Annotated in this window: 24 protein-coding genes; 11 read left to right on the top strand and 13 right to left on the bottom strand. The window is 68.1% G+C overall.

Annotation, left to right across the window (positions count from 1 at the left end; genetic code table 11):
• Positions 1–42: 42 nt before the first annotated feature.
• Positions 43–819, top strand: coding sequence for a hypothetical protein (locus tag FB475_RS28920; protein WP_141860277.1), 777 nt, complete (start codon positions 43–45; stop codon positions 817–819).
• Here FB475_RS28920 and FB475_RS28925 read toward each other — a convergent pair.
• Positions 812–1444 carry a TetR/AcrR family transcriptional regulator gene (locus FB475_RS28925; RefSeq protein ID WP_141860279.1) on the bottom strand — a complete coding sequence of 211 codons (633 nt, stop codon included), beginning with the start codon at positions 1442–1444 and terminating at the stop codon, positions 812–814. The two genes, FB475_RS28920 and FB475_RS28925, sit on opposite strands and share 8 nt — an antisense overlap.
• Positions 1445–1524: 80 nt before the next feature.
• Here FB475_RS28925 and FB475_RS28930 point away from each other — a divergent pair, with 80 nt between their 5' ends.
• Both FB475_RS28930 and FB475_RS28935 read left to right on the top strand, forming a co-directional pair.
• Positions 1525–2439: an oxidoreductase gene (locus tag FB475_RS28930; RefSeq protein ID WP_141860281.1), complete on the top strand. Its 915-nt coding sequence runs from the start codon at positions 1525–1527 to the stop codon at positions 2437–2439.
• Entirely contained in the window at positions 2436–3077 is a 642-nt protein-coding gene (locus FB475_RS28935; protein WP_141860283.1) for a TetR/AcrR family transcriptional regulator, read from the top strand. Before FB475_RS28930 ends, FB475_RS28935 begins: the two co-directional genes overlap by 4 nt.
• Here the strand turns inward: FB475_RS28935 and FB475_RS28940 are convergent.
• Positions 3069–3467, bottom strand: a complete 399-nt coding sequence (locus FB475_RS28940; protein ID WP_141860284.1) for a phage holin family protein — start codon at positions 3465–3467, stop codon at positions 3069–3071. The genes FB475_RS28935 and FB475_RS28940 overlap by 9 nt on opposite strands.
• A gap of 84 nt (positions 3468–3551) precedes the next feature.
• Positions 3552–4100, bottom strand: coding sequence for an XRE family transcriptional regulator (locus tag FB475_RS28945; RefSeq protein WP_202878586.1), 549 nt, complete (start codon positions 4098–4100; stop codon positions 3552–3554).
• A 59-nt stretch (positions 4101–4159) separates the two neighbouring features.
• Between FB475_RS28945 and FB475_RS28950 the strand changes: the two genes are divergently transcribed.
• Complete coding sequence (locus tag FB475_RS28950) at positions 4160–5320, top strand: pyridoxal phosphate-dependent aminotransferase (RefSeq protein ID WP_141860288.1); 1161 nt, start codon at positions 4160–4162, stop codon at positions 5318–5320.
• 42 nt (positions 5321–5362) lie between these two features.
• Here FB475_RS28950 and FB475_RS28955 read toward each other — a convergent pair whose 3' ends face one another.
• The gene (locus tag FB475_RS28955; protein WP_141860290.1) at positions 5363–6121 is read right to left on the bottom strand and encodes a PIG-L deacetylase family protein; all 759 of its coding nucleotides are present in this window, start codon (positions 6119–6121) and stop codon (positions 5363–5365) included.
• 89 nt (positions 6122–6210) lie between these two features.
• Between FB475_RS28955 and FB475_RS28960 the strand changes: the two genes are divergently transcribed.
• From FB475_RS28960 to hrpB, 3 genes are read left to right on the top strand one after another with little or no spacing between them, the layout of a single operon-like run.
• The gene (locus FB475_RS28960) at positions 6211–6645 is read left to right on the top strand and encodes a ribonuclease H family protein (RefSeq protein WP_141860292.1); all 435 of its coding nucleotides are present in this window, start codon (positions 6211–6213) and stop codon (positions 6643–6645) included.
• A 20-nt stretch (positions 6646–6665) separates the two neighbouring features.
• Positions 6666–8093 carry a M1 family metallopeptidase gene (locus tag FB475_RS28965; RefSeq protein ID WP_202878587.1) on the top strand — a complete coding sequence of 476 codons (1428 nt, stop codon included), beginning with the start codon at positions 6666–6668 and terminating at the stop codon, positions 8091–8093.
• Between the two features lie 9 nt (positions 8094–8102).
• Entirely contained in the window at positions 8103–10691 is a 2589-nt protein-coding gene (hrpB, locus tag FB475_RS28970) for an ATP-dependent helicase HrpB (protein ID WP_141860294.1), read from the top strand.
• Between the two features lie 20 nt (positions 10692–10711).
• On the opposite strand, the gene FB475_RS28975 is transcribed toward hrpB, so the two are convergent.
• Positions 10712–11509, bottom strand: a complete 798-nt coding sequence (locus FB475_RS28975; RefSeq protein ID WP_185759488.1) for a sigma-70 family RNA polymerase sigma factor — start codon at positions 11507–11509, stop codon at positions 10712–10714.
• Positions 11510–11570: 61 nt separating this feature from the next.
• Positions 11571–12266 carry a vitamin K epoxide reductase family protein gene (locus FB475_RS28980; RefSeq protein ID WP_141860298.1) on the bottom strand — a complete coding sequence of 232 codons (696 nt, stop codon included), beginning with the start codon at positions 12264–12266 and terminating at the stop codon, positions 11571–11573.
• 367 nt (positions 12267–12633) lie between these two features.
• On the opposite strand from FB475_RS28980, the gene FB475_RS28985 reads away from it, so the two are divergent.
• The 3 genes from FB475_RS28985 (at position 12634) to FB475_RS28995 (ending at position 15264) form a co-directional block, all read left to right on the top strand.
• Positions 12634–13407, top strand: a complete 774-nt coding sequence (locus FB475_RS28985; RefSeq protein WP_141860300.1) for an alpha/beta fold hydrolase — start codon at positions 12634–12636, stop codon at positions 13405–13407.
• Between the two features lie 79 nt (positions 13408–13486).
• A complete protein-coding gene (locus FB475_RS28990; RefSeq protein WP_141860302.1) occupies positions 13487–14311 on the top strand; it encodes an alpha/beta fold hydrolase in 825 nt (274 codons plus the stop codon).
• 125 nt (positions 14312–14436) lie between these two features.
• Entirely contained in the window at positions 14437–15264 is an 828-nt protein-coding gene (locus tag FB475_RS28995; protein WP_141860304.1) for a GAF and ANTAR domain-containing protein, read from the top strand.
• Positions 15265–15278: 14 nt separating this feature from the next.
• On the opposite strand, the gene FB475_RS29000 is transcribed toward FB475_RS28995, so the two are convergent.
• From FB475_RS29000 to FB475_RS29010, 3 genes are all read right to left on the bottom strand, one after another.
• Positions 15279–15881, bottom strand: a complete 603-nt coding sequence (locus tag FB475_RS29000) for a dihydrofolate reductase family protein (RefSeq protein WP_141860306.1) — start codon at positions 15879–15881, stop codon at positions 15279–15281.
• A 120-nt stretch (positions 15882–16001) separates the two neighbouring features.
• Positions 16002–16322, bottom strand: coding sequence for a nuclear transport factor 2 family protein (locus FB475_RS29005; protein WP_141860308.1), 321 nt, complete (start codon positions 16320–16322; stop codon positions 16002–16004).
• A gap of 9 nt (positions 16323–16331) precedes the next feature.
• On the bottom strand, positions 16332–16961 hold the full coding sequence (locus tag FB475_RS29010; protein ID WP_141860310.1) for an SDR family oxidoreductase: 630 nt from the start codon (positions 16959–16961) through the stop codon (positions 16332–16334).
• Between the two features lie 80 nt (positions 16962–17041).
• On the opposite strand from FB475_RS29010, the gene FB475_RS29015 reads away from it, so the two are divergent.
• On the top strand, positions 17042–17842 hold the full coding sequence (locus tag FB475_RS29015) for a MerR family transcriptional regulator (protein ID WP_141860312.1): 801 nt from the start codon (positions 17042–17044) through the stop codon (positions 17840–17842).
• A 3-nt stretch (positions 17843–17845) separates the two neighbouring features.
• Here the strand turns inward: FB475_RS29015 and FB475_RS29020 are convergent, their stop codons facing one another.
• From FB475_RS29020 to FB475_RS29035, 4 genes are read right to left on the bottom strand one after another with little or no spacing between them, the layout of a single operon-like run.
• On the bottom strand, positions 17846–18190 hold the full coding sequence (locus FB475_RS29020) for a hypothetical protein (RefSeq protein WP_141860314.1): 345 nt from the start codon (positions 18188–18190) through the stop codon (positions 17846–17848).
• Complete coding sequence (locus FB475_RS29025; protein ID WP_141860316.1) at positions 18177–18470, bottom strand: hypothetical protein; 294 nt, start codon at positions 18468–18470, stop codon at positions 18177–18179. The genes FB475_RS29020 and FB475_RS29025 overlap by 14 nt, the downstream gene beginning before the upstream one ends.
• Positions 18471–18472: 2 nt before the next feature.
• Positions 18473–19702, bottom strand: coding sequence for an NRAMP family divalent metal transporter (locus FB475_RS29030; protein WP_141860318.1), 1230 nt, complete (start codon positions 19700–19702; stop codon positions 18473–18475).
• Positions 19699–20130: a hypothetical protein gene (locus FB475_RS29035; protein ID WP_141860320.1), complete on the bottom strand. Its 432-nt coding sequence runs from the start codon at positions 20128–20130 to the stop codon at positions 19699–19701. Before FB475_RS29035 ends, FB475_RS29030 begins: the two co-directional genes overlap by 4 nt.
• Positions 20131–20719 lie beyond the last annotated feature (589 nt).

Here is a 20719-nt window from a genome sequence, read left to right on the forward strand (position 1 = left end):
GGACACCGTCCACCAGTCAGCGACCTGTCGACGGAGGATGTCGTGTACGAGCCACCTGTCTATCTGTGGATACTCACCATCGCCGGGCCGGTCGCGATCGCGGCTTGGGCCTGCATCGCGCTGTACGCCGGAGCTATAGGCGCCGGCCTCGAGCGAAGGCGTGCCGTACTGATCACCGGAGCGGCCGTGGTTGTGTTCGGCGGCTGGTTCATAGCCACGGCGGTGATCGCGGGCCGCGGGTGGTACGACACCCGGTCCGACCAGGTGCCATGGCTGGCGGTCGCGGTGGTTGGGTACCTCGGCACGCTCTTGGCCCTCAGCCGCGTCCCGATGGTGGCACGCGCTCTGCACGCTCCGGGAATGGCTGCCCGGCTCGTGCTGCCGCACTCGTTCCGGGTGGCCGGGGTGTTTTTCCTGCTGTACATGGCCCTTGGTCATCTCCCGGCGCTGTTCGCCCTTCCGGCGGGACTGGGTGACATCGCGACGGGCATCGCCGCGCCGTTCGTCGCCCGCAGACTCCGGCACGGCACCGCGGGTCGGGCGGCGATCTGGTTCAACGTCTACGGCATCATCGACGTCGTCACCAGCCTGACCATCGGCACCCTGCTGGGATTCGGGATCCCCGACATCACGCCGTCCATTGCCCCGATCAACGAACTGCCGCTCGCGATCGTCACAACCGCCAACGTGCCGCTGATGGTTGCCCTCAACCTCAGTTGCCTGTTCGTGCTGGCCCGCGCGTCCCGGTCGGCGCCGGCGGCGCCCTCGATGGCCGGAGCGCTCACTTCGTCCGGTGCTGCACCCCGCGCGGTCAGGTGAGGCTGTCGCCGATGAAGCCGAGGTTGAGGTTTTCGATGCGCCGCAGCTGAGCGGCCGGCGCATCGCGCAGCGGGCCCTGTCCGGTGAGGACGGCGGTGCCGTGGACGAGCGCCCAGATGGGGTACTCCATGCCCTCGCGGCGCTGGGGATCCAGGGCGCCGGCCTCGACCAACTCGTCGAGGGCGGCTCGCAGCAGTCCCAGCGGGCTGCGGTCCGGCTCGTCGCTCGCGGCGTAACTGTGCTGGTTCGGCAAGGCGAACGCGGCCGCGAACAAGCCGGGTTCCTCCTGGGCGAACCGCAGGTAGGCGGTCCCGATCGCGCCCAGTCGTCGCGTCGCGGCCGCGGCGTTGCCGTACTTGCCGCGGACGCGCGCGATGCCCGCGGCCATCCGGTCCGCGAGCTCGTTCATTGCCGCGGCGCAGACCGCGGCGAGGAGTTCGTCGCGGTCGGCGAAATGCCGGTACGCGGCGTTGGGCACGACGCCGACAATCCGGGTTGCTTCACGCAGTACGACGGCATCGGGTCCACCGGCTCGTGCTAGCTCGACTCCGGCTGCGACAAGTCCCGCGCGGACATCGCCGCGTCGGCGTCCTCGTGGTGTCGGCTTTGTCGCGGGCTCGTCCATGCCGACAGCATAGCGGTGTGGACACCGTCCACATAAGATCAGATCTTAATGCCTCTCAGATTCTGAGCTAGACTCAGATCATGTCCAAGTGGATGACGGCCGACATGCCGGACCTCTCCGAGCGAGTCGCTGTGGTGACCGGCGCGAGCGCAGGTCTTGGCCTCGAGACGGCCAGGGCGCTGGCTGCGCACGGCGCCACCGTGGTTCTCGCGTGTCGGGACACGACCAAGGGGGAGGCCGCGGCACGGACGCTCACCGGCACGAAGGCGCGTGTCGTCGAGCTCGACCTGGCGTCGCTGACGTCGGTCCGCGAGGCTGCCGAGATCATCGGCTCGACCTGTCCGAGCCTGGACCTGCTCGTCAACAACGCCGGCGTGATGCAGGTGCCGTTCCAGCGCACCGAGGACGGCTTCGAGCTCACCTTCGGTATCAATCATCTCGGACACTTCGCGCTCACTGGCCTTCTGCTCCCGCAGCTACTCCGTACATCCGGATCGCGGGTCGTCACGGTCACCAGCAACGCGCACCGGCGCGGGGACCTCGATCTCGATCCGGCGGGGGAGTACGAACCCGGTGCGGCGTACGACCGATCGAAGCTGGCCAATCTGCTGTTCGCCTACGAGTTGCACCGTCGACTGCAGGCGTCCGGATCCAGCACCGCCTCGCTGGCCGCACATCCTGGCAACGCCCGCACCGCGCTGTGGGCGACGAGCTCAAGACTGGAACGAGTGCTGATCGGGTCATATCTGCGACCGGTCAACTTCTGGCTCGCGCAAAGCGCACAACGAGGTGCCCTGCCGCAGCTCCGCGCCGCCACGGACAGCTCGGCGAAAAGCGGTGAGTGCTACGGGCCCGATGGATGGTTCCAGTACGCCGGCTCACCGGTCCGGGTGCGGACGAGTCCGGATTCCTACGACCGTGATGCGGCATCCAGGCTCTGGAGGCTTTCCGAGCAGCTGACAGAGGTCAGGTACTCGTTTGCGGGGGCACGTTGAACGCCCGGCGTTCCGGCGCACGTCGGGCTTCGTACCACCATGGGAATCTCCGGGAGGCGTTGATCGCCGACGCGATCGAAGTCATCTCCGAGCGCGGTGTCGAAGGCTTCTCGCTGGCCGAGGCCAGTCGCCGGCTCGGAGTCGCTGCCAGTGCGCCGTACGCGCACTTCACCGATCGTGCCGACCTGCTCGCCGCGGTGTGCGTGCACGCCCTGCGGATCTTCCGCGACGAACTTGAACCACGACTCGCGCACTCGGACAGTCCAGCCGACCGGCTCGCGGCGACCACGCGGGCGTACGTCCACTTCGCCGCAGCTCACAAGGCGCTGTTCCAGTTGCTGTTCTCGGCAGAGTTCGGCGCGACGCTGGACAAGGGTCGTCATCCCGAAGTCGCTGCCGCGGAACGGCCGATCGAGGAAGCGTTCCTGGACTCGGTGCGAGCCCTTGCGCCCGCGGGTGACAAGGCGGCTGCCGGTGATTTGGCCGCCGCGGTCGAGGCGATCGCCCATGGGCACGCGATGCTTCTCCTCGACGGCCGCTTCGGCGGGGGAGCCCGGGCCGCCGGCCGGGCGGCAACGTCCGCCGCACGGGCTACGCTCGCTCTGCTCGACGGCCGCGACCGATTCCTCTCACCGTGACAGCATCTCCTCCGCGGGTGAACCGTGGCGCTTGCTCTCCGGCAGCGCCGCATGCAGGGCGAGTGAGACCGTCGTCGCGATCGCCCCGCCGATGAGTGCGAGCCAGAAGCCCTGCAGATGCAGGTGTTCCGAGGCTTTGGAAATGAACCAGAGCAGGAGCACGTTGAGGCAGAAGGTGATCAGAGCGACCGTCGGCCAACGCACTGCCTCGCGAACCGACCGGATGATCGGCAGTGCGAAGGTGTTCGCCAGACCGAAAACCAGCGCCACCCACACGATCGCCCACACCAGCGCCGGGCCCGACCCCACGAACTCGATCAAGGGCTTGGCCACCAGTGCGGCGACGTACACGCCGATGCCGTTGACAACGATCTTGATCACAACGCGCATGTCAGCACCCCGACGGTAACCTGAAATTGGTGGACACCGTCCACATTAGCGTCGCTTGGTGGACGGTGTCCACACAAACGCAGGTCAAACCTCGGCGTGGAACATCAGCAGTACTGCGTGATTGTCCTTGTCCTGCCCCTGGTACACGTGCCGTTGGGATGCGTCGAAGAGGATGGAATCACCCGCCGCCAGCTCGGGAGATCCGTCGACCGGCCCCGCGGTCATCCGGCCGCGCGTGAGCACCAAGCACTCCTGGACCCCGGGCAGGTGCGGCGCCGATTCCTGCCGTGTCTGTGACACGTCGATGTCGTACACCTCGACAGTTCCGCGCAGTTTGATGCGGTGCAGCAGTCGGGCGCTGACCGCCTCACCTTCGACCCGCGGTCGCTGGGGGTCGTCGGCGCGGACGACTTCCGGCCCGCGCGCCGGCGCTTCCAGGAGTTCGCCGAGCGGAACCTCCAGGGCTGTCGCAAGAGACCACAACGTGCTCAACGTCGGATTGCCTCGGCCCTGCTCGATGCCGTGTAGCGTCGTCTTGCTGATTCCGCAGGCCTGTGCCAGTGCCGCCAACGAGATGCCGGCTTCGGTGCGCAGTCGCTGCACGGCCTCACCGACTACTTGCGTCGTATTCACGTGTACCAGCATACTGCTACACCAGTATCAGTAAACCGAACACGCACGTGGAGACGACCATGCCGGTGAGCAGGCTGCGGGAAATCCCCGGGATCGGGGTCGATGTGGTGGGCGACTCCGCGGACGCCGCTGGCGATCCGTCGTTTCTGCGCCTGGAGAATCTCGACACCGACCTCCGGCCTCCTGCAGTCGCACTGGCTGCCACTCGGGCAGCCATCGACGACGATGCCGCGAACAGCTATCTACCGTTCCAGGGGCACCGCTCGCTACGCGTTGCCGCCGTAGCGCACGTCGGGCGGATTGCCGGACGCGTCTACGACCCTGATACCGAGTGTGTCAGCGTCGCCGGCGGGCTGAACGGGATCCTCAACACGTTGCTCGCAACCGTGGAACCCGGCCAGGAGGTCGTGTTGTGCGACCCGATCTACGCCGGCCTGGTCAACCGGGTTCGCCTCGTCGGCGGCGTACCCCGCTTCGTACCGGCGGAGGTGACAGCGGACGGCTGGACCGTCGACCCTGAGCGACTCGCAGCGGCGGTCGGACCGCAGACGGCGGCGGTTCTGATGATGGGACCGGCTATGCCGACCGGTCTCGTGTTGGACGACCGTCACTGGTCCGCCCTTGCGGCGGCATGCGAGCGCCACGACGCCTGGTTGATCTACGACGCCGCGATGGAGCGGCTGCGGTTCGACGGCCTCGGGCCAAGCCATCCCGCCGCCCACGAGGCGCTCGCGCCACGGACCATCACCGTCGGCTCGGCGTCGAAGGAGCTCCGGCTGATCGGCTGGCGCGTCGGCTGGGTCGTCGGCCCCGCCGACATCGTCGCCGACATCCGGCTGGTCGGCATGACCAACGTGGTCTGCCAGGTCGGACTGGCTCAGGACGCTGTCGCCGCCGCGCTCGACGCGGTCGGCGCGGATGCCGACGTCGCGGCGGCAACCGCCGAATGGCAACGCCGGAGCGACACCATGCTGCGGCAACTGGCGTCGTACCCGGTGATCCGTCCCCACGGTGGCTGGTCGATGCTGCTCGACACCAGACCACTGGGCCTCACTCCGGGCGAACTGAGCCACGCCTTGTTTCACCGGGCGCAGGTCGCGGCAACGCCCATGGACGGATGGGGTCCGAGCGGACAGCACTTTCTCCGGCTCGTCTTCGCGAACGAACCTGTCGAGCGACTGGAACTCCTCGGTGACCGATTCGCCCGCGCCCTCGGCTGACCTCGGTCGTGCGCGTCGCCGACGACCTGAAGCGCGTGGCGTTCAGTCCTGCATGGCTTCGGTGAAGAACTCCGGTGGCGCTTGCAGGTCGTGCGCACGGAACAGGACAGCATGTTCGACGCCCAGAGCCTTGCCGCTCATCGCGGTGAACTTCGGGATGAAGTCGGCGGGGGCGGGATGACCGGGGAGTGCGGCCAGATACGCCGCATGGGCCTCGAGCGAGGCGATGCCGCGGCGGAGCGGCTCGCCGGTGACGTCGACACCGTGGGACGCGAAGCCTGCGAGTCCGGGAACGATGTACCAGCGCGCGGAGTGCGGCTCGAGGCCCTCGTCGTCGATCTGCTCCGGGAAGACCCACCGGTTGCCCGCGTCGCGCACCGCGTCGAGGGTCGCGAGTCCGGCGGCACGATGGTCGGCCTGGTCGAAGCCGAAGGGCGTCTCGACGTCGAAACCGGAGCCCAGGACGACATCGGGCTTGAATCGGCGGATCTGCCGGCAGATGTCGCGGCGCAGGTCCAGGCCGTAGGTCAGCACGCCATCCGGGTGATCGAGGACGGTCAGGTCGTCGACGCCTACGACGGCGCAGGCGGCCTGCTGCTCGGCGACGCGCAGCTGCGCCGTCTCCTCAGGAGGGTTCGGCATGCCGGCCTCGCCGCGGGTGAGCAGGAGATAACCGACCTCGATGCCACGCGCGGTCCAGCGCGCGACGGCCGCGGACGCGCCGTACTCCATGTCGTCCGGGTGCGCGACGACGCACAGCACCCGGTGAAAGGATTCCTCGGGGAGGACAGGCAGCGGCATGCGGTCATCCTTGCACGTCGCGCGGCCTGCTCGGGAGTACAGTTCGGCTGATGTGTCCCGTTCGATCACGCCGGCCCCGGCCGCCCGATATGACTGTGCCTGTCGGTGCGCGGTCGGTGTTCACCGACGGCGCGTGCTCCGGTAACCCCGGGCCCGGGGGATGGGCGTGGGCGTTGTCCACGACGGAGTACGCCGCCGGTCATGAGGCGGTGTCGACGAATCAGCGGATGGAGATCCGGGCCGCGCTCGAGGCCGTCCGCGCGATCGAGGGCCCGTTGCTGGTGGTCTCGGATTCGACGTACGTCGTCAACTGCTTCCGCGACCGGTGGCACTCCGGTTGGCTCGAACGTGGTTGGCTCACGTCGGCGAAGAAGCCGGTGGCCAACCGGGACCTCTGGGAACCGCTGGTGGCGCTGGTGGCCGAGCGCGGCGACGTCGCCTTCCAGTGGGTGAAGGGTCATTCCGGTCACGAGATGAACGACTTCGTGGACGGACTGGCTGTCGCCGCCTGCTCGACCCTGTAGCGCCTTGACGAGGAGGAATTGTGGGACGTCGCCGCGGTTACCTGTTGACGGTCTGCGCACCGGCACTTGGACTGGCTTTTGGATTGGTGGCCGGGCCGAGCGTGGCCGCGAACGCGGCGCCCGGACGAGCGCCGCTGTTCTCGCCCGGCGCACCGGGCGCGGGGGATCCGTACTTCCCTGACATGGGCAACGGCGGGTACGACGTCAGCCACTACGACATCAGGTTGGCGTTCAACCCCAGCACCAAGGCGATCAGCGCGACCACGACAATCCTGGCCCGAGCAACGCAGAACCTCTCCCGGTTCGACCTGGATTTCCAGGGACCGCTGAAGATCAGCAGGCTCTCCGTCAACGGTCGCGCCGCGTCGTTCGCCCGTACCGGTGCGCAGGAGCTGGTGATCACTCCACGGCACGGCCTGCGGCGGGGGAGCGTGTTCCGGGTCTCGGTGACGTATGCGGGCGTCCCGCAGAAGATCGACGACCCGGCGCTCGGCGTGTCCGGCTGGGTCGCCACCAAGGACGGCGCGGTCCCACTCAACCAGCCGATCGGCGCGGCGACCTACTACCCGGTGAACGACACCACCGACGACAAAGCGACGTACACCCAGACCGTCACCGTGCCGACCGGACTCACCGTGCTGGCCAACGGCGAACCCGGGCCGACGACGACGCACCGCGGCCGGACCACCTTCCGCTGGCACATGAACCAGCCGATGGCCAGCGAGCTCGCCATGCTGGCGATCGGGAAGTACAACGTCACCCGCGGTACGACGACCGACGGCCGGCCGAACATCACCGCGATCGGCCGGTCGATCGACACGAAAGCCGGTCAGGGCAAGGTGTTCAACCAGACCACCGCGCAGATCGTTCAGTGGGAATCATCGTTGTACGGGCGCTATCCGTTCGGCTCGACCGGCGGCATCCTCGCCGACGTCGGCGTCCACTACGCGCTGGAGACGCAGAGCCGGCCGGTGTACGACCAGCGCACCAGCAACGTCAGCGGTGACCTGCTCGCGCACGAACTCGGCCACCAGTGGTTCGGCGACAGCCTGACTCCGGTCCACTGGTCGGACATCTGGCTGAACGAGGGCTTCGCCACCTACTCGGAGTGGCTGTACCAGGAGAAGTTCAAGGGCATTCCGGTGCAACAGAGCTTCGAGCAGACGTACGCCGGGGAGAAGGACTGGTCCGGCAAGGTGGCCGACCCCGGACGGGACCACATCTTCGACGACCTGGTCTACAACCGCGGCGCGATGACGTTGCAGGCGTTGCGCCTGAAGATCGGCGACCGGGCGTTCTTCCAGGTGCTCGAACAGTGGCCGGCCACCTACCGCTACGGCAACGTGTCGACGCGAACCTTCATCCGGTTCGTCGAGCGGCTGACGCACCGCGACCTCGACGCGTTCTTCCAGACCTTGCTCTACCAGCCGGGCAAGCCGAAGCTCTGATCATCCCGCGTGCTACTGCCTGACTCCTCGGTGCCCGGGGCCGACCTGCCCGTCCGGGCGGTCCTGCCCGCCACGGTCGATGCAGTGCGTTCGCACGGTACGGCGGTGCTGGTCGCGCCGCCCGGTTCGGGCAAGACCTCGCTGTTGCCACTCGCCCTGGGCGACGCGCTCGGCGGAACGATCGTCGTCGCCGAGCCGCGCCGGATGGCAACCCGCGCCGCGGCGGCCCGGCTGGCGACGCTGGTCGGCGAGCCGCTCGGGCAGCGGATCGGCTACGCGATGCGCGGCGAACGCAGCGGCGGGCGAGGTCTCCGTGTCGAGGTGGTGACGACAGGGCTGCTGGTACGGCGTCTGCAGGAGAATCCGGAGCTGCCGGGTGTCGCAGCGGTCGTGATCGACGAGTGTCACGAGCGGCACCTCGATGCCGATCTGCTGCTCGCGTTCTGCCTCGACATCCGGGCGAACCTTCGGGACGACCTCGCCCTGGTGGCTACCTCGGCGACGCCGGACACGGCCAGGTTGAGTCGCGTACTGGGCACCGATCGTCCGGCGCCCGTCGTCACCGCGTCTGCTGCGCTGTACGACGTGGCGATCGAGTGGGCTCCTCCGCCCGTCGCCGTACCGCTGCTTCCCGGTGGCCGGGTCGACCCACGGCTGCTCGACCACGTCGCGGCCGTCGTACGGCGTGCGCTGGCTGAGAACGACGGCGACATCCTCGTGTTCGTCCCGGGGGAGGCCGAGATCAACGGGGTGACGCGCCGGTTGGCCGGTGAGAATGTCCTACCGCTGTTCGGCCGTCAGACGAGGGCTGAACAGGACCGTGCGCTGGCCGCCTCCGGCACTCGCCGGATCGTGGTCACGACGTCGGTCGCGGAGAGTTCGCTGACCGTGCCCGGGGTCAGGGTCGTGGTCGACTCGGGTCTGGCGCGGGAGCCGCGGACCGATCAATCCCGTGGGCTCGGTGCGTTGGTCACCTGCCGGGTGTCGAAATCGTCGGCCGACCAGCGAGCCGGCCGGGCCGGACGGGAAGCGCCTGGACGGGTCTATCGGTGCTGGTCGGCCGCCGACCATGTACATCTCGACGACCATTCGGCGCCCGAGATCGCGATCGCCGACCTGGCCGGCTTCGCTCTCGACCTCGCCGCATGGGGTGCGCCTGCCGGCGAAGGTCTGACGTTGCTCGAGGCGGCGCCGGCCGTCGCGATGACCGCAGCCACCGAACTTCTTCGCCGCCTCGACGCCGTCGACGACAGCGGCCGGATCACCGAACGCGGGCGGCGGATGGCGGCGATCGGAGCGCATCCCCGGTTGGCTCGTGCGCTGATCGACGGTACGCCGCGGGTCGGCGCCGCCCGGGCCCGCGAGATCGTCGCGATGCTCTCGGACGACTCCAGCCGCGACTCCGGCGACGACTTGCCGGCCCGCTGGAGATCCCTACGTCGCGGCGACGATCGCGCAGCCACAGCCCGTTGGCGAGAAGAAACAACCCGCCTCACCCGAGCCCTCCCCTCGCCCGCCAGGCACCAGCCGCCCGCCACCCCGGCCTCGAGCGCCCCGGCCTCGAGCGCCCCGGCCTCGACTGCCCCGGCCCCCGCGGGTCCAGCTTCTGATGGGCCGGCAGGCGTCGTACCGGATGATCTTGCGGTGGGGACTGTGGTGGGGCTGGCGTATCCGGATCGGATTGCCCGGGTTCGGGGAGCCGACTCGACGACGTACCAGATGTCCGGTGGTACGGGTGCCGCGCTGGATCCGCAGTCGCCGTTGCGGAGCACGACCTGGCTGGCGATCGCGGTTGCCGACCGGGCACCCGGGCGGGCCGACGCCAGGATCCGTTCCGCGGCACCGATCGACGAGCAAACCGCGCGCGACATCGCGGCCGAGCTGCTCGGGACCACCGACCAGATCCGCTGGGACAACGGCCGGATCGTGGCGCGGCGCATCGACGCACTCGGCGCGATCGTGCTCAGCGACGTACCGCTGTCCAACCCGGATCCGCTGCTCGTCCAAGTGGCCGTCCGCGACGGGATCCGGCGCAGCGGCCTGTCCGTACTGCGCTGGTCGGAGGCCGCTCGCACCTTGCGGGAACGGCTCGCGTTCTGCCACGCCCATCTCGGACCCCCATGGCCCGCGGTCGACGACGAGGCTCTGCTGGCCGGCCTCGACGACTGGCTGGGCCCGAAGCTGGCCACAGCGCGCGATCTTGCCCACCTCGACCTGACTTCGGCGCTCCGGCAACTACTTCCGTGGCCCGCAGCGGCCCGGTTCGACGAACTTGCGCCCGAACGGCTCCAGGTCCCGTCAGGCTCCGAAGTGCGACTCACGTACGACGGCGCCGAGCCGCCCGTCCTCGCAGTGAAATTGCAGGAAGTCTTCGGCTGGACCGCCACCCCGGCCGTTGCGGACGGCCGCGTCCCGGTCGTCCTGCACCTACTGTCTCCCGCACGCCGCCCGGTCGCGGTCACGAGCGACCTGGCCTCGTTCTGGAAGCAGGGGTACCCCCAGGTCCGGGCCGAACTCCGAGCCCGCTACCCCCGCCATCCATGGCCGGAGGATCCTCTCACCGCCATCCCCACCAACCGCCCCAAACCCCGCCGCTGAACTCTGGGCTCAGTCTCAGGTCAGGCGGACAGTGAGGTCCTGAGCTGGTTCATGATGTCGCGCAGCAGCCGCGACACCTGCATCTGACTCACACCGATCTCTTCGGCGATCGCCGTCTGGGTGCGGTGATCCTGGAGCCGGCGACGCAGGATCAGCCTCTCCCGGCCCGACAGCCTGCTGATGGCTCGCCCCAGCGTGTGGACCTGATCGACGAGTTCGTAGGTGTCGCTGGGGTCAGCGAGCGTATCGACCAGCGAGACGGTGTCTACCCGAGAATGGTCCGCGTCCAGGGACGTGGGCTGGAAGCATCCGCGCGCCTGCTCGGCCTGGATGACGTCGCGGACGTCGACACCGAGCGCCTGCGCAAGGTCGTCGTACGTCGGCCAACGATGCAGTTCGGCGGCGAGTCTGGTCTCGGTCTGGTTGACACGGCTCTGCAGTTCCTGCAACGGCCGGGGTAGCTTGACGGCCCAGGCGTGGTCGCGGAAGTGGTGCCCGATACCGCCGCGAATTGTCGGAATCGCGTACGAGCGGAAGTCGGCGCCCGGCGCCGGGCGGTAGTTCCGGGCAGCCTTGACGAGGTGTTCGTACGCCACCTGCCGCAGGTCCTCGATGTCGACGCCGTGGCCGCGGTAGCGGTCGGCGATTGTCCGCGCCAGCGGCGCTGCTGCGACGACCGCCTGATTCACCAAGTGATCACGTCTCCGGCCGGTCGCCTCCTGTGCGGCCGCCAGGAGTTCCTCCGCCCTCGCGACGTCGTCACGCCGACCTGATCGGCGTGACACATCGTTCTCCCGCGCGAGTTCCGTGAGAGACAACAGGGGACCTCCTTACATCAGACATGATCGGACTGCGCCTTACGGCCGGGTGAGCGAATGGTCAGCCGGGTGGTGGTTTGCGGGGCCGGCGCCTGGGGCCGGTCGAGCCGTCGGCCCGGCGGTCGTCTTCGCTGACCGGTTGGTCTCGGGGGATGTCGAAGATCTCGGCCTTGACCTCTGAGGCGGGGTCGTTGGGGTCGGTGGCCGTGTCGTAGACCGGGCGGTGGGAGGTGTGCCGGTCGGAGTGTGCGGCGGTGTAGCGGTGCTTGTGCTGGATCTTGACGTGGTGGCGTTGTCTCAAGACCTGTGCGGCGGCGATGGTCTCGGGTGCGGCCAGGGCGGCGACGGTGAGTGAGATGGCAGCCGAACACAGGCACAGAGTGCAGAACGCGCCGACGACCAGGGCTTGGGTGGCGATCAGGCCGAGGGCGGCCAGGCCGAGGCCGGCGGCGACGGCTCCGGTGGCGGCCACGGTCCAGGGGTGGTCTCGCCAGCGGTTGGTGCCGCCGAGGGATTCGAGGATGGCTTCGAGCAGGTAGGCGACGGCGCCGAGTGAGGCGTCGGGGATCGGTAGTGCCTGTGAGACCGAGGAGGTGAGCACTTTCCGGCTGCCGTTGCCGAAGAACGGGTCCCAGATCGAGTCCAGTACGCCGACCTGGAACAGCGTCAGGGTCAGCGCGACGGCGAAGCCTGCCAGCGACAGCACGATCACCGGCGTCCGCCGACGCCACGACGAGAGCGACGAGTGAGCTTTCACAGTAACCGCGCACCCCAGGTCGTGGTCACTGACCGACCGGGTTCTAGGCGCAGGACGTCAGTGCCGGTGGCGAAAGCGTTCGGGGGACGCTGCTGTCCGAGGCAGAGCTCGTACTGCTTGCCCGACGGCGGTGTGGCGGTGCCCAGCGCGGTCACGTCAACAACCCCTCCTACCTGTGCCTGCCCGAATGTCCTTCCCGCAGTACCCACCGGCCCGGAGCTCTAGTCGCGGTTTAGTTGTGAAATGTGAACAGTAAAGATATTGCAATCATCTACCGGCACGGTCCGGGTCGGAACACACCATCGCGCCGCCTGCCTGGCGCAGGACGTATAGTCAGTGGCGTGATGCAATCGGCGAGGCGGAACGCATGAGACTTGTCTACGATGAGGCGGGCCATGGGGAGTGCGTGGTTTTGATTCACGGTCATCCGTTCGATCGCCGGCTGTGGGAACCTCAGGTGCGCGCCATGCGTAATCGCTTCCGGGTGGTCGTCCCGGACCTGAGAGGGTTCGGCGAAAGCCCGGTCACACCGGGCTCGGTGACGATGCGTGAGTACGCCGCTGACATCGAGGACCTCCTGGATGACCTCGGGGTCGGTCGCGCGGCGATCGTCGGTCTGAGCATGGGTGGGCTGGTGACGATGGAACTGGCCGTGTCGCGGCCGGAACGCTACTGGGCCATCGGGCCGGTGGCAACGACGGCTGAGCCCGTCACGCCACAAGAGCGGACGATCCGGCTGCAGCGGGCCGAGGCGGTCGAGCGCGATGGCATGGGTGTTCTGGTGGACTACATGCACACCGGCCTGTACGGGCCGAACTGCTCGCCCGCCATCCGCGCCCGCATTGAGGCCATGATGGCTGCGGCGCCACCTGCCGGCGCGGCAGCCGCGCTGCGCGGCCGAGCCGAACGGCCGGACTATCGGCCTCTTCTCGCCGCGCTTGATGTGCCGGCGTTCGTCTGCGCGGGATCGGCGGATCCTTGGTCCAATCAGCAGGTGACCGACGAGATCGTCGCTTGTCTCAAGGACCCCACACTCCTTGTGCTCGACGGCGTCGGCCATCTCCCCAACCTGGAAGCCGAACGCGAGTTCAACCACGCCCTTCGCACCTTCCTCGAAGCCCACGCCTTACTCGAGAGGTAATCGACCTCAGGCGGCGTCCTGACCAGGATTGCTCTGGTCGCGTCGCCTGAGACGACCCTCCGAGTAAAGGAACACGACCATGCCCTTCATCAACACCGGCGACGGAACGTCCTTGTTCGTCACGGATTGGGGGAGCGGGCCTCCGCTGGTGTTCGTCCACGCCTGGGGGCTGCGGTCGGACCAGTGGGATTACCAGATTCCCGCCCTGACCGCCGCCGGACTGCGGTGCATCGTCTACGATCAGCGCGGCCACGGTCGCTCCGACCGGCCTGGCCGCGGGTACGACCTCGACACGATGGCCGATGACCTGGCCGCCGTCATCGAGTACTTCGAGCTGACGAACGTCACGCTCGTCACCCACTCGGTGGGCGGAAAGGAAGCTGTTCGCTACCTGACCCGGCACGGCGACGACCGCATCGACAAGCTGGTTCTGATCGCGCCCACCACCCCGTTCCTTCGGGCCGCCGAGGACAACCCCGAAGGCCTCGACGCTGCCCTCGTCGACGCCAACTACGCCGCCGTAGCCGCCGATGTGCCGAAGTGGTGCCGGCAGTTCGAAGCCGCCGGCCCGTACTTCGGTGAGAGCGCCGGCAGCTCACCGGGGCTCATCGAGTGGACCATGCAAATGATCATCGACACCCCTCTCATGGTCTTGCTGGAGACCCTGCGTACGAACACAGATGCCGACATGCGCACCGAGGTCAGCAAGATTGACGTACCCGTGCTGATCCTCCACGGCGAACAGGACGCCTCCGCGCCGTTGGCGCTCACCGGCCGGCGAACAGCAGCCTTGGTGCCGAACGCAGAACTGATCACCTACCCAGCCGCCGGGCACGGTGTGTATGCGAGCGACCATGCGCAGGTCAACGCGGACATCATCCGCTTCGTCCGCGCGATCGCTTGATGGTTCCCGAAGAGGGCCGTTCTGCATGGCGTTTCCCCGGGCGCCGGGGTGATGGTGCATGATGACGTTGTGCTTCACTCCGGCAGCGTGGGTGGTCAGTACGCCCTTTTGCCGTGGAGCTGAACATGCTCGAGCCGTCGGCTCGTTCCCAGGGCGAGTTGTTTGCGCAGCTCGCCCTGACGTTGCACGCCGCGCCCGGTCCCGATGAGACGATGGACGCGGTGATCGAGTCGGCGCTGCACCTGGCCGGCTGTACGCAGGCCGGGATCGTCCTGGCTGGGCCACACAGCCAGGCGACCGTCGGTGCGGTGACCGATCCGCTCGTGGAGCGGCTCTACAACTGGCAGATCAGCGTTGGTTCCGGACCGATGCTTGATGCCCTGTCCGGTCCGCGAACGGTCTACGTGGCCGATGCCGCGGCGGCGACCGACTGGATTCGGTGGCGGAACGAGGCGGTCGGCCTCGGTTTCGGCAGTGTGCTGCATGTGCCGATGCTGACCGCATCGCGAGTCGAGGGAGTGCTCTCGCTGTATCACCGCGAACCGCACGCGTTCAGCGATGCCGACGCCGTACCGGTCGCGCACATCCTCGCCCGGCACGCCACCGTCGCGGTCGCCGGTAGCCGCCGGGAGCAGAACCTGGCCCAGGCGATCGACGCCCGCAAGCTGGTCGGGCAGGCGATGGGCATCCTGATGGAGCGGTACGACCTGGACGGCGACCGCGCCTTCGAAGTACTCAAGCGCTACTCGCAGACGTCGAACACGAAGCTGCACGCCGTAGCGCAACAACTCATCGACACCCGCCGCCTGCCCAAACTCGGCCCCAGCCAGGCCGATGGACCGGCGACGCAACCTCCCGACGAGCTCAGGGTTCCTGACTCTACTGACGGTGGCGGCGGGGGAGAGACTACGGACCTGACCGCTCAACCGGTCACCCCGATCGAGCCTGTGTGAATCTGGTCGCGGAATCAGCGTTGGACTGGGAAGACGAGATGGGTGACGCGGTCGCCCTGGATGCAGACTGTCGGGTTGCCGAGCAGCATGTCGTCGGCCGAGAGCTTGCCGAAGAAGGGACGGTTGCCTTCACCCATCACGACCGGGACCAGGTCGACGGCCACCTCGTCGAGTAGTCCCAGTTCGAGGCACTGCCGGGCGATCGTCCCGCCGGTAACGGTGACGACCTTGTCCCCGGCGAGCTCCTGCGCACGGGCGACCGCAGCCTCCACTCCGTCGGTGACGAAGGTGAACGGCGCGTCCGGGTGGGCTTCGACCCAGTCCGTGGGCACCGTGTGGGTCACCACGACAACCGGTACGTCGAGGGTGTGGCGACCCTGCCATCCGTGGGCCACCTCGAACAGCGTCCGACCGCACACCAGCACACCGAGCGAAGATGTCCATTGCCGCAGATGCTCCGAGCTCGCGGGGCTGACATGAAGGGTGATGTCCCCAGCCGGACTCGGCATCTCGACCGCACCGTTCTGCAGCCAGTCGAACAACCGCCCGATGCTGTTGTCCCCCTTCGCCACATACCCGTCCAGCGACATGTTCGCCTGCGCCACAACCTTGCCCATATCGACTCCCTCGACTCATCGTTCCGATGGCTCAACTCTGGTCCCTGCAACCGAGTCGTGTCGTCACCAGATCTAATGAAACCGCCCCCGAACATGCTGCGGCCTCGACGGTCGTTATGTTCAGCTGATGTCCAATCCGGTGATCAGGTTGCCGGCGAGGGTGAAGGTGAAGTCGAGGTCCGCGGTGCCGCCGGAGAAGTTGCCTTCGAGACGATGACTTGCGACGTAGGTGTGGTCGTCGATCTTCCGCGTACCGGTGAGTTCGACGGTGTACCTGTATTCGTTCGCGGCGTGTGCGAGCCAGGCGCGGATCTCGGCCCGCCCGTGGTAGGTCTTGCCGTCGTCGGTGACGACGGCGTCTGCGGCGTACGACTGCATGGCGGCGTCGATGTCGCGGGCGATGTGGCTGGTCAGATAGCGGGTGATGACTTCGGGCAACATGGGTCTTCCTCAGATGGTTGGGACGGTGCTGCCGTCGATGGTGAATTCGGCTCCGGTGATGGCGGCGGCTTTGTCGGAGACGAGGAATGCGACGAGTTCGGCGACCTCGGCCGGTTCGGCGGCGCGTTGGAGTGGTACGCCGCCGCGCGACGCGAGGATCTCCTGCCAGGCTTCGTCGTGGCTGATGCCGCGGGCAACGGCGATGCGCTCGGCGAGGTGGTCGGCGCCGGCGGTCCGGATCGCGCCGGGGGATACCACGTTGACCCGGATGCCGCTGGCAGCGACCTCGTTGGACAGGCCCTTGCTGTAGGTCGTGAGAGCAGCCTTGGCTGCGGCGTACCCGAGCGTTGCCTCGTGCAACGGCATCCGTCGCTGGATGGACGAGACATGCACGACGGCGCCGTACCCGTTCTGGATCATCGCCGGCAGGAGCGCCCGGTCGAGCCGCACCGCGGCGAGAAGGTTGAGCTGAAGCTCGGCGTCCCAGTACTTGTCGTCGAGTACGGCGTACCCGCCCGGTGGGCTGCTCGATCCGCCGAGGGTGTGGACGACGATGTCCGGCGCGCCGACTTCGGCGCGGACCGCTGCGGCGGCCTTGACGGTTCCTTCCACGGTGGCTCGACGGTCTTTCAGGTCCACGCCACCAACTGTCGGTGGTCCCGGCGGGGGAGACTCAAGGAGTTGACTCTCCCGCTGGGCGAGGGTGCATTGTGGGCTCCATGAGCCGCGGGTTGACGATCGGTGAGTTCGCTCGGGCGACGCATCTGAGCGTGCGGACGCTGCGGCGGTATCACCAGAGCGGACTGCTCGAGCCGGCGACGGTCGACGAATCGACCGGGTATCGGTACTACCGGACCGAGCAGATCCCGCTTGCCCAGGTCATCCATCGACTGCGTGAGCTCGACGTACCGTTGGTCGAGGTCGGCAAGATTGTGACGAGTGACGACCCAGACACCCGGTCGGAGCTGATCGCCACGCATCTCGAGCGGTTGCAGGATTCGCTGGCTCGGACACGGGCGGCGGTGACGTCGCTGCAGCGGTTGTTGCGACCGGAGCCCGGAGAGCTCGAGGTCGAGCTACGGTCGGAGCCCGCGCGGTTGGTTGCCGGGATCACCGATGTGGTTGCCGTCGGCGACGTTCTGCAGTGGTACGAGGGCGTGATGGCCGAGCTGGACGTCGCCGTACCGGAGCCGCTCGGTCCAGCGGGCGGCCACTACGACGACGAGCTCTTCGCGGACGGCCGCGGTACTGCGCTGGTCTACTACCCGGTTGCCGAGGCGGAGGCACGCGGCCGGGTCCGCTTGTTCCAGCTCCCGGCGGTGGAGTTGGCTGCCACGGTCCACCCCGGTTCCCACGACGATATCGACGTCACGTACGGCGAACTCGCCACCTGGGTGCACGACCACACGCTCGCCGTGGCCGGACCGGTCCAGGAGACCTACACCATCGGTCCTCGGGACAACCCCGACCCGGATTCGTGGCGGACCGAGATCGCGTGGCCCGTGTTCCGCCTGGCCTGAGGGCTATGGGTGGCGTGCCATCTCGTCCAGGGGTCTGAGGTCGGCGCGGACGGTGCGAGTTTGGACGGTGCGGTCGGCGATTCGCTCCACGTCGGCCCACGGGAGGTACCAGGTTTCGCCTCGCACGGAGTGGACCAGGCGGCGCAGCAGAGCAGGTCCGACGTGGCGCTCGTAGCCGAACAGCCGGGTGGCCCGGTTCTCCACGACGATCAGGCCGTCGATCCGTAAGGCGCTCTGCATGGATGCCTGCAGCGGACCGTCCTGGACCAGCCGGACGTCGGCGACGCCACCGATCTCATTGCCGGTAGCATCGATGACGCGGTGGCCGAGCAGTTCATTCAGTCGCATCGCCGGCTCCGGGAATGTGGTCGATCACGTGATGCTCGATCCAGTTGTCGTAGTAGTCGAGGTCGAGGTCCCCGACGGTGATCTTGATCGCGGTGTCGATCTCGGCGATGCGGCCGGCCGGGATCTGCTCACGACCGGAGATCAGCAGCGCGACCACCGGCGGATCCGCGTCGAGATCCAGTTCGACGTCGTCCACCTTGCCCACCAGGTGCCCATCGGACTGGTCGATCAGCTGCCGGTCGAGCAGGTGCAACTGGGCATGGAGTACGCGTCCGGACATCTCTACTGCCCCGCTTTCGTAATGATCATCAGTGGGATCGCGGCCGCGGACGCGATCGTCAGTAGCGCGAGATAGACCAGACCGAACGCATTGAGGACCCGGCCGTTCGTGTGCTCGCCGACGTAGTCCGGATCGTTGGCCACGATCAGGATCGGCAAGTACGTCAGCGGCAATGCCATGGCCGCGAACACCACGGAGTACTCCGTCACTTTGACCGGATCGACCCCCGTCAGGAGGGTCAGCACTGCGAGCAGCAGGCACACGATGATCACCACGTGGAAGCGCGACGCCTCCCGCGGCCTGACGAACTTGCCCCACTGCCAGCCGCGGTACTGCGCGATCGTGTATCCACAGGACAACGCGGTCTCCAGCGCCGCCCCGAACGTGGCCGCGAACACGCCGATCAGCACGATCGCCAACCCGATCTTGCCCAGGGCAACCGCCACCGGGAGCGTCACCTGGCCGAGTGTGCCGACCTGGATCCCGGCCGGCAGGAACAGCACCGCCGCACACCCCATGATTGCCAACGACAACAGGCCACCGAGCGGGAACCCGACGAACACGTTGGTCCGGGCCGTGAACAAATCGCGCCGGGTCCATTTCTCCTCCACGCCTCCGGAGGAGAAGAAGAACACCTCGTACGGCGTCATCGCGGCACCGAACAGCGCGATCCCGTAGTACGCGTACGTCGACCAGCTCTCGTGACCGATCGGATGCGGTCTCGTCGCCTGATGCAGCAGCTGGCCCCAATCGGGACCGAGCTTGAACAGCGCGACCCCGAACACGATCAGCAACAACCCCATCAGCCCGAACACCTGCTCGAGCCGGGAGAACTTCACCCGCCAGATCACCAGCCACACCGCGAGGGCGGCCAGCGGCATCCACAGCAGATAGTTCACGCCACTGGCCAACTCGAAGGCGAGCGCGACACCGCCGACCTCGGCCACCAAGGTCAGCAGCGTGACCAGGAACGACGCGACCAGGGCGACCAGGCCGGTCCGCGGACCGAGGCGTTCACGGATCAGGTCGAACACCGGCCGTCCGGAGATCGCCACAACCCGGCCTGACATTTCGGCGTACAGACAGATTCCGATCACGCCGACGAGCACGACCCAGGCCATGTGCATCCCGAAGCGGGCCCCGACGAGAGCGTTAGTGACCAGGTCGCCGATGTCGACGAAGCCGCCGATGGCGGTCAGGATGCCGAGTGTGACGCCGAGGACCTTCTTCACTTCGCCAGCTCCCCGATCTTGTTGAGGTCGCCGGTGGTCTGCCGAAGCGTCTGTAGCTGGCGCTCGGCGGCGGCCAGGTCCCCATTACCCAGTGCGATCCGGACCGCGGTGACCGCCGACTCCGCGGCGTCGAGGGCACTGGTGACCTGCTCGTAGAGCCGGGACGACGCGTCGGTCTCCGGCTGCTGGGAGGCGAACGAACTCGCGGTCTTGGCCAGGCTCTTCTCAGCGTCCGCGACCATCCGGCCGGCGGGCTGTGCCCAGAGCCGATGCGAACGCAACTGCTCGACGACCAGCCGGGTCGTGTTCACCTCAGAAGCAGCCTCGCGCGCCACCTGCGCAGCGTTTTCCCACAGCTTCTGATCCGGATTCCCGCAGCCTGCCAGGAGCAGGACCAGCAGCAGCCCAGCCACGATCGATCGGCGCACGCACCCTCCTCACCCAGTCCGATAAACGTACGGCCCACAAGTACCCAGCCACATGCCTGCCCTGGCGGCACGAGCCGGCATGGCCCGTGAGGGCTCTGGCGCCGCGGCAGGAGTCGTACGACGTGAGCAAGACCTCCGACGAGCCGGCGCTGCTACGGCAGCCGCGACCGCAGCCGTGCTCAACCGCGCCTCACGGCGCCGCGACCCGGCTGCGTGTCTTGGTGCCGCGGCCCCGCCGCGTCTCATGGCGCCGCGGCTCGACCGCGTCTCATGGCGCCGAGGCCGGCCGCGTCTCGTCGCGTCGCGGCGACGGGGTGGTCCGGCCCGCCAGCCCGCAACAATCGCTGCATACCCGACCGCCAGACCGCAGTCGCCAGCAGCTCGCGACGCGGTCACCCGCACGAGCTGCCGCGGATCGGCCGACGCGTCCCGCCGCGGGGAGACGGCTGACGCGCCTCGCCGCGGGGAGACGGCTGACGCGTCCGGCCGCGCGGTTACGGCCGACGCGTCCCGCCGCGGGGAGACCACCGACGTGCCCCGCCGCGGGGAGACGGCTGACGCACCTCGCCGCGCGGTTACGGCCGACGCG

Origin of the sequence: Kribbella jejuensis (assembly GCF_006715085.1) — a bacterium.
GTDB lineage: Bacteria > Actinomycetota > Actinomycetes > Propionibacteriales > Kribbellaceae > Kribbella > Kribbella jejuensis.

Bases quoted from the DNA above. Each gene is read 5' to 3' on its own strand.
- FB475_RS28925 (WP_141860279.1), bottom strand. From the start codon at position 1,444: ATGGACGAGCCCGCGACAAAGCCGACACCACGAGGACGCCGACGCGGC.
- FB475_RS28930 (WP_141860281.1), top strand. From the start codon at position 1,525: ATGTCCAAGTGGATGACGGCCGACATGCCGGACCTCTCCGAGCGAGTC.
- FB475_RS28940 (WP_141860284.1), bottom strand. From the start codon at position 3,467: ATGCGCGTTGTGATCAAGATCGTTGTCAACGGCATCGGCGTGTACGTC.
- FB475_RS28950 (WP_141860288.1), top strand. From the start codon at position 4,160: ATGCCGGTGAGCAGGCTGCGGGAAATCCCCGGGATCGGGGTCGATGTG.
- FB475_RS28955 (WP_141860290.1), bottom strand. From the start codon at position 6,121: ATGCCGCTGCCTGTCCTCCCCGAGGAATCCTTTCACCGGGTGCTGTGC.
- FB475_RS28960 (WP_141860292.1), top strand. From the start codon at position 6,211: ATGACTGTGCCTGTCGGTGCGCGGTCGGTGTTCACCGACGGCGCGTGC.
- FB475_RS28985 (WP_141860300.1), top strand. From the start codon at position 12,634: ATGAGACTTGTCTACGATGAGGCGGGCCATGGGGAGTGCGTGGTTTTG.
- FB475_RS28990 (WP_141860302.1), top strand. From the start codon at position 13,487: ATGCCCTTCATCAACACCGGCGACGGAACGTCCTTGTTCGTCACGGAT.
- FB475_RS28995 (WP_141860304.1), top strand. From the start codon at position 14,437: ATGCTCGAGCCGTCGGCTCGTTCCCAGGGCGAGTTGTTTGCGCAGCTC.
- FB475_RS29000 (WP_141860306.1), bottom strand. From the start codon at position 15,881: ATGGGCAAGGTTGTGGCGCAGGCGAACATGTCGCTGGACGGGTATGTG.
- FB475_RS29005 (WP_141860308.1), bottom strand. From the start codon at position 16,322: ATGTTGCCCGAAGTCATCACCCGCTATCTGACCAGCCACATCGCCCGC.
- FB475_RS29015 (WP_141860312.1), top strand. From the start codon at position 17,042: ATGAGCCGCGGGTTGACGATCGGTGAGTTCGCTCGGGCGACGCATCTG.
- FB475_RS29020 (WP_141860314.1), bottom strand. From the start codon at position 18,190: ATGCGACTGAATGAACTGCTCGGCCACCGCGTCATCGATGCTACCGGC.
- FB475_RS29025 (WP_141860316.1), bottom strand. From the start codon at position 18,470: ATGTCCGGACGCGTACTCCATGCCCAGTTGCACCTGCTCGACCGGCAG.